The following is a 13,226-nucleotide window of genomic DNA, read 5'->3' as shown; positions in this document are numbered from 1 at the left end:
GAATGAGCAAAGAAAAAAAGCGATGACGAAAGATGTTATGACCCAACTTATTGTCACTTTATTCATTTAATCACTCCTTTTTTGGTTACTATTTACTAACAGAGAAAGTTTATACAAAAAAATCCTCTAGGAACACTCCTAAAGGGTTTTTTCTTATATGTAAATGATAGGGGGAACAAGGAAAAACGCCCCTAATTATGAGAGAGTAATTAGAGGCAATGAGAGAAATGAAAACTTCATAGAATTAGACGGAAGGTTTTTCAAAAGGTTGCAGATATTTTGAAAAAAATTTATAAATGATTCATAGTCATTCTTTTCCTCTTTTACGCATACATTTAGGACAAGCGAAATAAAGAGGGGGAATTGAAAATGGCTTATCCTGGATCAAAGGGTTGGTATATCAAACAATTAAAAGAAAAAGGAATTCTTCAGCATCCAGTTGAACGCAAAAAGCTTGAAACATACAAAACATATATTCTACGAAAATTATATTTTGAACTAGTTGTTGATAAAGAAGCAAAAGAATAATTCCTACAAAAAAGCAGCCTTCTCGTATCGGGTTCGATTGTTGAAACCGAATTGTAAATACAATTACATGAGCATTCAGCATAAAAACGCTCAGAGACAAAAAAGTCTCTGAGCGTTATTTTATTGTCGGAGAAAGTAATCGTAATCGCCTTCATTTGCCATCAACAATTTTTGCAAAGTCATCAAGGGTAGTTGAATACTTGATATAAATCCGTGGTAAAAGATAGAGTTCGTCGTTTATACCCTTCTTAGTAAAGAGTTCGGGAGTTGTTGTAAGACCAAACAGATAGTATTTTTTCGTTTCTGCTACGACTTTGTTATTGAAATTTCCGTATGGATACGCAAGAGCAATAACTGGTTTGCCCGTTATTTTTTGAATGATATCTTTAGACCCTTTCAGTTCATATTCATAATTGTTCATTTTCGTTAAATCAGGATGTGTAGCAGTATGAGACTGAATTGAGAAGACCCCAGAATCAGCCATCAGTTTTAAATCCGATTTCGATAATCGGTTGGATTGACCGATAAAATCAGAAATCACAAAAATAGTACCAGTTGGTATAAAACGTTCGTTTCTTAGTTTTTGAAAGATACTAAATGCATGCAGATTGTTTTTGTAGCCATCATCAAAGGTGATGAAAATGGGTTTGTTGACTTTATTAATATCTTGCCATCGATCAAAAGTTAATAATGTGTAGCCATGATCTCTTAAATACATCATTTGTTTCTCAAAATTTTTCGGTGTTACATATAACTCTTTAGAACCATGCCCTTTATATTCGTCAATCGAATGATAGACTAAAATAGGTACTTTACGTTGAGAAAAAACTTGTGATGGTAGATTTAATATAAGAAGGCATAGGAAAAGCATGACAACTTTTTTCATAAAACTCCTCGCTTTATATCCTTTTATTCCTTTTCAAATTATTGTTCCTCAAAAACATAGGACTATTATATGAATTCTTCAATTTTACATTTCACGTACTATTGGTTAATTGTGACTAGTAAAATTGCTGCTTTTTTTATGCAAATTTACCTCCAACTCTCCTCGTTTTTTAAATATAATAATAGAAGAGTAGGAGGGTTATGAAATGGAAACAATTGAAATTGATTTATCAGAACGTTTTGAAGTAGCTTTCAATCGAATTCATAAAGCATTAAGTAAAATGGTCAAGAATGTACATGGGGATATTTTTAGTCAATTGGTTGCGTATGGTGCAAAGAGACATGCGATAATCCGTTCTTATAAGGATGAACTCTTACAGTTCGCAAGGCTCCGAAATGCAATTGTCCATGAAAAACTACGTGCTGATTTTTACATCGCAGAGCCCCATCAAGAAGTAGTTGAAAGAATTGAAGAAATAGCAGCGATTTTGGAAAAACCGGTTACTGCATTATCGATTTCGAATAACCCTGTCCTATATTTTAATTTTCATTCCTCTATTAAAGATGTAATTTTAGCGATTCATAATCACTCTTATACAAAGTTTCCTGTTTATAAAGATGGTATCTGCATTGGAATGTTAACGTCTGGGGCCATTATGAAGTGGATGGCAAAGCAATTGTCGAATGATACGATTGAATTAGTAAATATTCGAGTAGGGGAAGTAATTCCTTACGAAACAAAACATCTAATCGATTTTGTTAATCAAGATTGTGATATATTTGCTGTAGAAGAGATGTTTGAAAAACGGCATGCACATGGTAGAAAATTAGAGGCCGTCATCATTACCGAAAATGGACAAACCGAAGAAAAGCCATTAGGGATCATCACATCATGGGACTTAATTGAAATAGATTAAAAAAGGCACTTACTTGTGCCTTTTTTGCTAGTAGGATTAAACAGTATATAAGAATGTCGCTTCAATTCTAGCTGTAATGGTTAATTCACCAGGCTGAATCGGAGTTGACGCTTCAGTTTTGGCGAACATTGCGGTTTGATATGGAACAGGTGGACTCTGCTTAGATAGTTCATTTATCTTAAGGGGAATATCCTGAAGTTGAACGCCTAACTTTTTCGCAATCGCCCTTGCTTTTTCTTGCGCATTTTGAACGGCATTCTGAAGTGCCTTTTCATAATAAGCCTGTGGATTACGAACAGTAAAATCAATATTTGTAACTGTATTTGCCCCATTCTGAACGGCTGTGTCGATGATCATACCAACTGACTGAACTTCCACATCTGATACTTGTAACATGTGAATCACCCGGTAACCCCGCAATGTCTGTTTCGAATCTTCATAGTCATAAAGGATTTCAATTCGATAATCAACCGTTTTGATATGTTCTTTTGGTATCCCGAGTCCTCGTAAAGAATCAATCACCTTGTTTGTAGCTTGATTGTTTTCCTTTTGTGCTTCAGTAACTGTGCTACTTTCCGTGATTATTCCTAAGGTAATCGTGGCAGAATTCGGGGTTGTTGTTACAATGCCTTCACCACTAACTTTCATTCTATACGAATCAGAATTATTGTGTCGTATAGGCTGCGCGCGCCATGGTTCATAATAATACATTGTAGAGCTCCTTCCAAAAAAGTCTTTTTTTATTGTATTAAGTAGGGCAAATTTCGGTGTGTAAAACAAAAAGCCCACGAACAATCGTGAGCTTAATTTCCCATTCTTTTTCTAAAAATTGGACCAAAAATGACGTGTAAAAAAATATCTCCAGTAAAATGAGCAATCATCGCTATTTCAATGCCATACTTCCAGTACAAATACCCAAATAAAATACCAGGGATGGCATTAAGCAATATCGTACGGTAGATAACAATTTTTGTTTTGCCAAAAAGTCCAAAAGCAGCTGGTAAATGCCCTACACCAAATAAAATGGCAGCAAAGATAATTCCTAACCAATATGATGCCTCTTCTAGACCTAGTAGATTTGTTAGATAAACCACTACTGTCATTACAAATAAACGAGTTAAAACTTCCTCTGAAATACCACCATAAAAGGAAGCCAAGAACGCTTGGAATTTTGAAGGTTCATCCATATGGACTTTTGGTATTCTTTTCATGAACATAAAGTCCAACCAGATGATTACGATTGAAGCAATAACCCCAAAAGCAATACTCAGGAATATTGTCCCAGCAATGGGATATGGAACTGTTGTAGCATTTAACCAGTTGTCAATTAACCACCAATGTAAATCGACTTTTGGTGCAAGCCATGTTCCAATAAAAGCTGATACTCCTAACAAAATAACACTCTGAATAATGCTGATTACAGCAAGAACAGGAGTGGGGGGAACCTTTTTAGTCGGATTCTTTTTCCCTTCTTCTTCAATTCGACCTTTTAGCATTTTAAATTGATATGGCATAACGGCGATGGCTCCAATGGATGCGGCAATCCAAAAAATAAAGAACTCTGTCATCTTTAGCACCTCATTCAAATTCGTTATCATTTATATTCCGTAGATAATACGAATGAGATGAAAAGAAAGTTCATTTCATTTTTAAATAAAAACCAAAAAGGCGCCTTAATGGCACCTTCCATTATGCTTGTTCATCTTTAACATCGTTCATGATGGATACAATATTTTTAACCCAGTGATTATTTAACCCAGTCGCATCATTGGTGGCTTCACTCGGAGCATATGCTGTTTGAATTTCACCAATTGTCTCTTTCCCATTGTCTACATAGTATTTCTTTAAATAGATAGCCTTAAATCGAATACTATCTTCAATCGAAAGGAATTTTTGCCAATTCGTTCCACCGTCTACTAACTCCTGGCACCCAGGGTTTGGATAGTCCTCTCCAAAAATATCCGAATAAATATCTGGCATGCAAGTGATACCTCCAATATTATTCCAAGGAGATTCCGAAATGTCTGAGTTTCCCCAGCCCGTTTCCTGTGCGGCTAGAGCAGCTAGAAATATTGGATCAATATTATGTTCTTCACCTGATTTTACAAAATTAGTTCCTAATCCTTTTAAGTTACCCTTTAAATGCTTGTCCAATTCTGAACTAGAAATTGTATTGTTCTGCTCAATATTATAATTTTTTGAAGCCATTTCAACGGGTTTACCTTGAGGTTCTGGATTTTTTATTTTTTCTTTCTTTAGTTCTTGTACTGGATTGATTGCTGGGGTGTTATTCTTTTCGAGTGTTTCAGCATTCGAATGATGAATTGTTGCAAAAACACTAATTCCTATAATGAATAGAATACCAACTAAATAAAGAATGGCCGGTTTTTTAATTATTAGAGTTGAGATTTTCAAAGTATCCTACCTCCTTCATAAGACCTTTTTCCTACTTAGAAAACTATCCTAACATAATAAAATGACAATCGTATTACAAAGGTGTTATGAGGACTTTATAAAAATATGACAGACTCCAAGTGTAATTTGCAATTATGCTATAAATCTAGTATAATTCGAAACTGTATGTTCGTTGTCAAAAACGTAAACATTTTCCATTTTTATCAATAAAATGGAAGTAATTTGCTGTTCAGGCAAAAAATATACAATGAAAGGTGTTTATAATGTATTTTCAAAGTTTACTTATGAAAGAGGATCTGAATAAGAGCCCGTCAGAGGTTAAACAGGATTTAGAGGAATTGCAGTTCCAGATGTATCGAATGCAAGATAACATCAAAGAAATCTCCAAAAGACACCAAATTATCGGTATTGATCAGTCGAAGGATGAAAAGTGGGTAATCGTCTCAGCTTTTGATGACGGATATCGATGCCAAATCATGGTGAATGATTGTGAATCAGCTTATAAAGGTAATTGGGATTTTTCTCTTCAAGCCCAGTACAAGGAAGATGATAATGCAATTCATATTGGCGATATAAAAGGACCTGCTAATCAAGGTTATGGTTCAATTTGTATGAATCATTTAAAAGATATCGCACGTAAACAAAACATTCCTGTTATTACAGGTGATATCGCAACTAGAGATTGGGATCATGTAGATCGTCTTGTCTATTTTTATGAAAAACACGATTTCGAAGTCGAAATCGATCCTACAACAAAATCGGGTGAAATTGTTTGGAAAGATTAATCAAAAAGAAAAAGGTCTGCTTACCATTATAATGGGGTAAAGCAGACCTTGTTTTATGTAGAAAAATAATGGTAACATTGTAGTAAAATTAGAGGATCCATCTTAGGAGTTTACGTCATGAAAATAATGTACAAAGGTGTTTTACTAGGAATTGCAGCGATTATTCAAGGCTTCGCAATGGCAACTTTTCTATTTCCTCATTTTATTCCTACAGGAGGTGCGGCAAGTGTCGCGGTCTTGTTCAATTATGTAGCGGGAACTCCTTTCGATATCACACTATGGGTATTAAATGCAGGACTTCTATTTGCAGCCATAAAATGGTTAGGAAAGGGAACTGCGATTTGGACATTGTATTGTGTGACCATAACAGCGATTACGATTCGGATGATTACTCCATTTATTACAAACCCTTTATCAAATGTGATTGTCGATTTAATTGTAGGATCCGTTATCTTTGGAATCGGTATTGGGATACTATTTCGAATGGGAGCTTCCTCAGGTGGAATGGATATTTTAGCATTAATTATTTCAAAACTAAAAGGATTTTCACCAGGAAAAACTTTGTTTGCCATCAATGGTACGATTTTGCTTATGACAGGAATTGTAGTGGATTGGAGAATTATTATTTATGCTATTGTAGGTCAATTTATTAGCACCAGAATATTAGATCTCGTATGTAAGGTGCAATTTTCACAAAATGGACAAAAACAAAACGCAACGACTTATTAACCAAAAAAGGCGAGAACTTAAACAAGTTCTCGCCTTCTGCTTGCTGGCGCACTTTCGCATTTCTTATTAATTCATTGCAATCCAAACACTCTTAACTTCTGTGTAGTTATTTAAAGCATAGGACCCCATTTCACGGCCGATTCCGGATTGCTTATATCCACCAAATGGAGAAGCTGCATCAAATGCATTATAGCAGTTCACCCATACTGTTCCTGCACGTAGATTGTTCGCAATATAATGAGCTTTCGCTACATCTTGTGTCCAAACACCAGCTGCAAGACCATACTCAGAATTATTAGCTCGTGCAATTAACTCATCAAGGTCATCATATGGCATTGCTGAAATAACAGGACCAAAGATTTCCTCTTTCGCGATTGTCATCTCATCTTTTACGTTTGCAAAGATTGTTGGAGACACAAAGTAGCCTTCTTCAAATGGTTTTTGACCACCAACTACAAGTTCTGCCCCTTCATTTAATCCTTTTTCGATATATCCTAAAACACGATTTTGCTGTTCAATTGAAACAAGAGGTCCAATTTCTGTATCGGAATGTAAACCTGCCCCTTGTTTAATCTTTTCAGCATGACTTGCCATGTCCGCCACAACATTATCGAATTGTTTCTTTTGAATAAAGACACGTGATCCAGCACAACAAACCTGACCTTGGTTAAACATAACCCCATTTAATGCACCAGGAATGGCCTTTGAAAGATCAGCATCTGGTAGGATAATATTTGGAGATTTTCCTCCTAATTCTAATGTGACACGTTTTAATGATTTAGACGCTCTTTCCATGATTCCTTTTCCTACTTCTGTTGAACCAGTGAACGCAATCTTATTAACAAGTGGGTGGTCTACAAGTGGCTGACCAGCTGTTTCACCAAAGCCTGGTACAATATTAACAACCCCTGCTGGGAATCCAGCCTCTTCCATAAGTTCAGCTAAATATAAAGCTGATAGTGGAGTTTGTTCAGCTGGTTTTAATACAACTGTACACCCAGTGGCTAAAGCTGCACCAAGCTTCCACATTGCCATTAACAATGGGAAGTTCCATGGGATGATTTGTCCAACAACCCCAACTGCTTCATGACGAGTATAGTTAAAAAATGGTCCATTCACAGGAATTGTTTGTCCCACAATTTTTGTAGACCATCCCGCATAATAACGCATATGTTCAATTGCTAGAGGAATATCTGCATTTGATGTTTCACGAATCGGTTTTCCATTATCTAATGTTTCCAACTGTGCTAGCTCATCCTTATGTAGCTCCATCAAATCTGCCAGTTTATACATGATACGGCTTCTTTGGGCTGCTGTCATTTTTGACCATGGGCCTTCATCAAAAGCTTTTCTTGCGGCTTTTACTGCACGATCAATATCCTCAGGACCTGCCTCACTAACAGTAGCTAATACTTCTCCTGTCGCTGGATTGTAGGATTCGAAGGTTTTCCCAGACGCACTTTCAACAAATTCGCCGTTGATGTAAAGCTTCTTTGTGCCTTGTAAAAATGATTCAACCTTTTCTCGTAATGCAAAAATTAATTGGCTCATTTTCTTCCTCCTTTTAATATGAAACTAGTAAAACAGCATTGTAAAAAAATGCCTTCAATATAATGGTAACATGTAAGAACTAGTAATCAACCAAGTTTTAACGAAAAATTCCGACTATTGACGACAGGTTTTTTCGACAAAACTTACGTCTGATTGAATTCTAGCTTCAAATCGTTTAGTATGAACTATGATAACTGTTCAAAAGTAGGTTGATGAACATGAATGAACGAAAACAATATGTTTTAACGAAAGCTCACCAACTTTTTATGGAAAAAGGGTTCCAGGCCACATCAATTCAAGATATTCTTGATTCTAGTGGAATTTCTAAAGGGACTTTTTATAATTATTTTTCTTCAAAAAGTGAATTATTCAAAGCCGTTTTTAATTCAATCCAAATTAAAAATGAGGAAGAACGAAATAAATTATTAATGGGTGAAAATCTTTCAAACATTGATATATTTATTAAACAATTAGATCTCTTTTTCCAATTAAATAAGCGAAACAAACTTTATGCTTTGATTGAAGAAGTTCTTGTTTCAAATGATCCGGATTTAACGCAATTTATTAAACGATTTCAATTAATGCAAATTAAATGGCTGTATTCTCGTTTTCTTGATTTATTTGGAGAAGATAAACGTCAATATTTATTAGATTGTGCCATTTTATTTTCTGGAATGCTACAGCAGTCCTTTCAATATCACTTCTTTACATATGGACCGAAAGTTAATCATGAGGCGATCATTGAATATTGTGTTGACCGTTTGATCACATTAGTTGAAGATGTTGATAAAACAAACAGTACGCTGTTAAATCCTGAATTACTAAAGACGTGGCTACCTGAAAAAAGTGAAGGGGAGAAGAACTTTCAAAGTGAATTTTTACTTCAATCTAATGCCCTCAAGAAGGCGATAATGAAAATTCATCAAAATGAGCCTGAAAAAGTGAAGTACCAACAATTAGTTGATTTTATTCAGGATGAAGTCATGAATAATAAACTCCCTCGTCTTTTTCTCATCGAGAGTTTGCTTCTATCATTAGGGATGTGCCCAGAGCTGCAACAAACAGATGAGCTAATACACTTTTCTCAATTTTTAAGGGAATGCGTTTTAAAACAGGAGAAGACCCAATCTAATTGATTGGGTCTTAATCTTTTATGCTGACTTTTCACATGCCCAATTATCTTTATCGCGGTCATGTTTAGAGTCGTATGCTGGATGTGTGGATGGAACGCCTTCTGGATATATCGTTCGAAGCTCCGTACAATTTTTATACGTTTCTTTTTCTTCACTTTTACTACTAATAGTGTCTACTTCATCTTTGGATGAGTTATTCTTTTTTGTATCTGGTTCCGAGCTACTCTTATCAAGGTCTCCTTTTGTAGTCCCATTTTCCCCGTATGCCCACAGTCCTGTATTGTTTGAACGAGCTTCACGCGCAAATTTTACAAAATAGTCACTATACGTAACGTCCGGTTGATATGTTGAGGGCTCAGCATATCCATTTAGGACGAGTTGTGCATTGAACATTTTCAAACGTATTTCGGATTCATTCATGACATTTGATGGGACAGAAATCCAGATAAGTCGCAAGTAACGACCATAGCGATCCTTGTTAGAGACATCCTTTTGAAGCCACACTTTCTTTCCCTCTAACTCGGAAGTCGTGTAGTTACTTGCTTCTTTTCCGTACACTTCATGTCTAGTAGTAGACTCAGGTGTATTTACACCTACCAAGCGAATCTTCCGGCCATCAGAAAGTTCAACCGTGTCACCATCTTATCGCTATAAAGTTTAATGCACATATATATATAATTTATATCCTAATTATTGATACCACTATATATAATGGGTTAACTGAAATTGTACATATTTTTTTAGTGTACATATTTGGTAGATAGTATATTTAATATTGTACATAATTATTGAATATAAGATTCAGTAGATTGCTGCGATAGACAAATTATGCTACGGATATATGATCGACAGGATTTGCTTCTAGAATTCTGGGAAACAATGTTTCAGATCCTCCTCAATCCCCAGTTTCTTTCCGACTGCATCAAAAAGGTATGTTTTCCGTAGAAACAGCGTTTATGTACAAAGGATGGAACAGGTCCTAGTTGTCTATAAAAAATTATGGATATTACAGGTAAAATTTTCTAAATGCTGTGAACATGGTTAAATACAATACAGAATTGAATTAATAATTGGTCCATTTTAAAGCAAGAAATTTTTTAATTTTTTTCATTTATCTTTAGGTATTTAGCCTTATTTATTAACTGCTTAAATATCAAAATGTTGGAAACCTATGCAAGGTATTAACAGTAACATGGAGATATTGTTTAATACAAAGTTGTGAAATAGAAACGAGTTCATCAACACTAGTACCTTATACTTAACTTTGTGTATATCGGTATTAGAATATTTAAAATATGATACAATCGGAAAAGTAACAATTATTCACAAATTTTAAATTAATAGGTGGGAAAAACATGTTAAAATTGTTGCGGGGAGCTAGTATTTTGTTTATGGTCTTTTTTTTCAGTTTTTCACTAACAGCATTTGCAAATGGTGATGATCAAAGATTTATAATTGAGGGTGATAGAGTTCATGACACAGAAACTGATAAAGAATATGGTTCAGCAACTAAATATAATGACAAAGGAGAATTAGAAGAAGTCAGCTTGGATGCATTAAAAAAATTATTAGAAAATGAAGGTAAAGTTGATATACTGAATGAATTTCAGGAGAAAATATTTCTTTAGATAGAAAGATAAACGAGACAAATCCAATTCAACCATATTATTTATGGTATCAGTATATTGAAAGTGGTCGGACTACATCAATAGGAAATCGTATTGCTGTCAGCGCCTGGGTATCATGCCCAAGTGGAGGTAGTAATTGTTCTATTACTAGCTCTACTGGGTGGTCTGTAAGTGCGAGTTATAGTGCTGGCATTAGTACTTCCGCTGCAAAGTCTGCTGTACAAGGAAGTGCCTCTTTTACTTGGAATACAACCGCCAGCAGAAGTACAAGTTATACAATTCCGATTCAACCAGGAAAAAGAGGGAGAATGATGTTCTTCCCAGAATTTAATTATACTTACGGTACTTTGAGAACTTGGAGTGGATCTACAATACTAGAAACAAAGTCTGTAAATGCTCAATCACCTAAAAAAGTAGTAGGAACAGGTGATCCAGATGGAACTTTCTTTATTGAATACAGTAATTAAATAAATCTAGATAATTTGTAGGTGATTTTATGACACATCGAGGCGCAGGTATGTCCTTTATTGCCATTGCTGCATTTTTAATTAGTACAAGATATATAGTGGCTGCTATTTTTGGCTCTAACATGGAAAGTTGGAATAAAGTTATGTTTAAATCCGCTTTGGAAGGTACTGGTTATGTACTTTTGATTTTAAGCATAATCTCGTTCGTAATTGGAGCTGTATATTTAGTAAACGCTGAAGTTAGAAAATAATCACTAAATGTTTTTGAGAGGGAGGATAAATACAGCCTCCTTCTCGGTTATTTATAACTCGAATGGCTAAATTCCACTGCGATTAATCTGCCTTTCATTCTTTATACACAACCCCCCTCTTTTAATTTCAATGTGTAATTTCTTCTTCCTCACTAATTCTTAGTATTCACGAATGACAATCAATGTTGGTTTTAGCAAATTGCAGCTACTATAGTGTTCTAGAAATAAACGAAACTATCTTTAGTAGTAAATAATAGCTAATAAAAATTAGCAAATTTCTACAACAAACACCTTTATATAAGGGGTCGCGGCAGAAAAACGCGGAAAATATACGCTAAGCAAAAATCGACATGAAAAAAGCCGATTTTCCTTACTCTAAGAGGAATCGGCTTTAAATACCTTATCGAAGAGACCGTAAATTAGTGTTCTGCTTTAGATTAAATTTGTACTCCCCTAAGAAATTAATATGTTCCCATGCTAATGGTGAAATATGTTGAATTAATTCCTCATGATGCAACTCATTTTCGTTTAAAACTTTAATGGCTTCTGTTAAATAAACTGTATTCCATACACTAATTGCATTAATCAAAATATCTAAGGCACTAGCGCGTTGAAGTTGATCTTGCAATCCACGTTCCCGTAATTCCCCACGTTTTCCAAAAAACAATGCCCGAGCCAGTCCGTTCATGGCTTCTCCTTTATTCAAACCACGCTGAACACGCCGTCGCAAGGCTTTATTTGAAATGTAGTCCAGAATAAATATGGTTTTTTCGATTCTTCCCATTTCACGTAATGCAGTCGCTAATTTATTTTGCCTTGCGTAAGACCCTAATTTCCCCATGATAAGTGAACCGGTGATTACCTTCACGAATAGAATGGGCCACTCGCAATACATCATCATAATTTTCCTTAATAATTTGTGTATTAATTCTCCCTCGAAGAATACTCGTTTATACCCCCCAGTTTCATCAATATTAACTTGCAATTAAATATTCGTAAAATTAGTGCAGAGTTGGAGCTTATTTATACCATACGGGCATGTGACCCAGGAAAGGAGCATATCCAACCCTCATGGATACGCAGGACGAAGGAATGTATGGATTACAATCCGGAGAGACACGGGAGGGTTAGCGACCGTGATTTGAGTGGAGATTTCCTAGCACGGTTAAATCACTATTACCAAATAAAGTTGATTTGGTTGATAGGATGTCCCCCAACCTGTAAATCATTTAAAGAAATACAATTAATATCCATTAATTTTGGTGTGTCAACTTTTAAAGGTGGTTATGAAATTTTGAGAAAACGAGAGTATTCGTGAGATAAACTAACTTTATAGAGGGAGGTAGCGATATAGAAGAAATTTTCTTTTCTCTGGTAGAACACCCAATGAGATTGAAAGGTTACTTAATTCTATCGGAGCAACAAATAGTATTAAATTCATTCAAAGTGTCCCAGCATATGTGGATTTAATCATAATAATTAGAGTAAAAAGAACCACTCCTCCCAACTGGATAAGTGATTCTCTTTTAGTAGAATTTACTTTTATAGTTACCTTCTAAACTCATGTGTAATATCGTTGACTTCATGTAAACTCTACAACAAAATATATCTATTCATCTTAAAGCTACTTTATTTCTGTAATACTTACTCCATCCTTTTTTAATTCTTCAATATCAATAAAATTCTCAACTTTTATCGACTTTTCTTGTTTTTGTATATTTTTAATTTCAATAAAAGATTCTTGAGTTCCGTTAACTAACATTGTGTACTTCTTTGGATGGTTTATATCATCACTAAATTCAATTTTTTCCAATACTTGAGATCCGCTATCGGCTTTAAATTCCTTTTTATATTCAGGCTTTAAAAATACTTTCTTTAATGTACCCTTATTTAAATCCTTTGATATTTGTTCATTCAGTACTTCACTTAAAAATGGA

General features: G+C 34.8%; 15 protein-coding genes and 1 pseudogene. 8 read left to right on the top strand and 8 right to left on the bottom strand.

Annotation, left to right across the window (positions count from 1 at the left end; all coding sequences use genetic code 11):
• Positions 1 to 369: 369 nt before the first annotated feature.
• Entirely contained in the window at positions 370 to 528 is a 159-nt protein-coding gene (locus tag BTHG_RS26210; RefSeq protein ID WP_010676372.1) for a DUF2639 domain-containing protein, read from the top strand.
• A gap of 151 nt (positions 529 to 679) precedes the next feature.
• On the opposite strand, the gene BTHG_RS24565 is transcribed toward BTHG_RS26210, so the two are convergent.
• Positions 680 to 1,414, bottom strand: coding sequence for a polysaccharide deacetylase family protein (locus BTHG_RS24565; RefSeq protein ID WP_010676371.1), 735 nt, complete (start codon positions 1,412 to 1,414; stop codon positions 680 to 682).
• Positions 1,415 to 1,619: 205 nt separating this feature from the next.
• Between BTHG_RS24565 and BTHG_RS08705 the strand changes: the two genes are divergently transcribed.
• Positions 1,620 to 2,330, top strand: a complete 711-nt coding sequence (locus BTHG_RS08705) for a CBS domain-containing protein (protein WP_010676370.1) — start codon at positions 1,620 to 1,622, stop codon at positions 2,328 to 2,330.
• 36 nt (positions 2,331 to 2,366) lie between these two features.
• Here the strand turns inward: BTHG_RS08705 and BTHG_RS08700 are convergent, their stop codons facing one another.
• The 3 genes from BTHG_RS08700 to BTHG_RS08690 form a co-directional block, all read right to left on the bottom strand.
• Positions 2,367 to 3,041, bottom strand: coding sequence for an SIMPL domain-containing protein (locus BTHG_RS08700; RefSeq protein WP_010676369.1), 675 nt, complete (start codon positions 3,039 to 3,041; stop codon positions 2,367 to 2,369).
• Positions 3,042 to 3,133: 92 nt separating this feature from the next.
• Entirely contained in the window at positions 3,134 to 3,898 is a 765-nt protein-coding gene (locus BTHG_RS08695; protein ID WP_010676368.1) for a CPBP family intramembrane glutamic endopeptidase, read from the bottom strand.
• Between the two features lie 121 nt (positions 3,899 to 4,019).
• A complete protein-coding gene (locus tag BTHG_RS08690; protein ID WP_010676367.1) occupies positions 4,020 to 4,745 on the bottom strand; it encodes a glucosaminidase domain-containing protein in 726 nt (241 codons plus the stop codon).
• Between the two features lie 263 nt (positions 4,746 to 5,008).
• Here BTHG_RS08690 and BTHG_RS08685 point away from each other — a divergent pair, with 263 nt between their 5' ends.
• The gene (locus BTHG_RS08685) at positions 5,009 to 5,530 is read left to right on the top strand and encodes a GNAT family N-acetyltransferase (RefSeq protein ID WP_010676366.1); all 522 of its coding nucleotides are present in this window, start codon (positions 5,009 to 5,011) and stop codon (positions 5,528 to 5,530) included.
• A gap of 117 nt (positions 5,531 to 5,647) precedes the next feature.
• The gene (locus tag BTHG_RS08680) at positions 5,648 to 6,259 is read left to right on the top strand and encodes a YitT family protein (protein ID WP_010676365.1); all 612 of its coding nucleotides are present in this window, start codon (positions 5,648 to 5,650) and stop codon (positions 6,257 to 6,259) included.
• A gap of 66 nt (positions 6,260 to 6,325) precedes the next feature.
• Here the strand turns inward: BTHG_RS08680 and BTHG_RS08675 are convergent, their stop codons facing one another.
• A complete protein-coding gene (locus BTHG_RS08675) occupies positions 6,326 to 7,810 on the bottom strand; it encodes an aldehyde dehydrogenase family protein (protein WP_010676364.1) in 1,485 nt (494 codons plus the stop codon).
• A 218-nt stretch (positions 7,811 to 8,028) separates the two neighbouring features.
• Between BTHG_RS08675 and BTHG_RS08670 the strand changes: the two genes are divergently transcribed.
• Positions 8,029 to 8,946, top strand: a complete 918-nt coding sequence (locus BTHG_RS08670; protein ID WP_010676363.1) for a TetR/AcrR family transcriptional regulator — start codon at positions 8,029 to 8,031, stop codon at positions 8,944 to 8,946.
• 15 nt (positions 8,947 to 8,961) lie between these two features.
• Here BTHG_RS08670 and BTHG_RS24560 read toward each other — a convergent pair whose 3' ends face one another.
• Positions 8,962 to 9,543, bottom strand: a complete 582-nt coding sequence (locus BTHG_RS24560; RefSeq protein WP_010676362.1) for a thermonuclease family protein — start codon at positions 9,541 to 9,543, stop codon at positions 8,962 to 8,964.
• A 755-nt stretch (positions 9,544 to 10,298) separates the two neighbouring features.
• Here BTHG_RS24560 and BTHG_RS08660 point away from each other — a divergent pair.
• The 3 genes from BTHG_RS08660 to BTHG_RS08645 are packed head-to-tail and all read left to right on the top strand — an operon-like array spanning position 10,299 to position 11,289.
• Entirely contained in the window at positions 10,299 to 10,571 is a 273-nt protein-coding gene (locus BTHG_RS08660) for a hypothetical protein (RefSeq protein WP_010676361.1), read from the top strand.
• Complete coding sequence (locus BTHG_RS27330) at positions 10,547 to 11,038, top strand: DUF6060 domain-containing protein (RefSeq protein WP_222860364.1); 492 nt, start codon at positions 10,547 to 10,549, stop codon at positions 11,036 to 11,038. The genes BTHG_RS08660 and BTHG_RS27330 overlap by 25 nt, the downstream gene beginning before the upstream one ends.
• Positions 11,039 to 11,067: 29 nt before the next feature.
• Complete coding sequence (locus BTHG_RS08645) at positions 11,068 to 11,289, top strand: hypothetical protein (protein ID WP_010676360.1); 222 nt, start codon at positions 11,068 to 11,070, stop codon at positions 11,287 to 11,289.
• A gap of 400 nt (positions 11,290 to 11,689) precedes the next feature.
• Here the strand turns inward: BTHG_RS08645 and BTHG_RS08640 are convergent.
• Both BTHG_RS08640 and BTHG_RS27055 read right to left on the bottom strand, forming a co-directional pair.
• Positions 11,690 to 12,233: pseudogene (locus BTHG_RS08640) on the bottom strand (Tn3 family transposase); the annotation flags it as partial.
• 680 nt (positions 12,234 to 12,913) lie between these two features.
• Positions 12,914 to 13,226 (bottom strand): hypothetical protein (locus BTHG_RS27055; RefSeq protein WP_010676358.1); only part of this gene is annotated, 313 nt, incomplete at its 5' end.

It is taken from the genome of Bacillus timonensis (assembly GCF_000285535.1).
GTDB lineage: Bacteria > Bacillota > Bacilli > Bacillales > Bacillaceae_L > Ferdinandcohnia > Ferdinandcohnia timonensis.
Note: the sequence above shows the minus strand (reverse complement) of the source record. Positions and strands in the feature narration are given on the sequence as shown.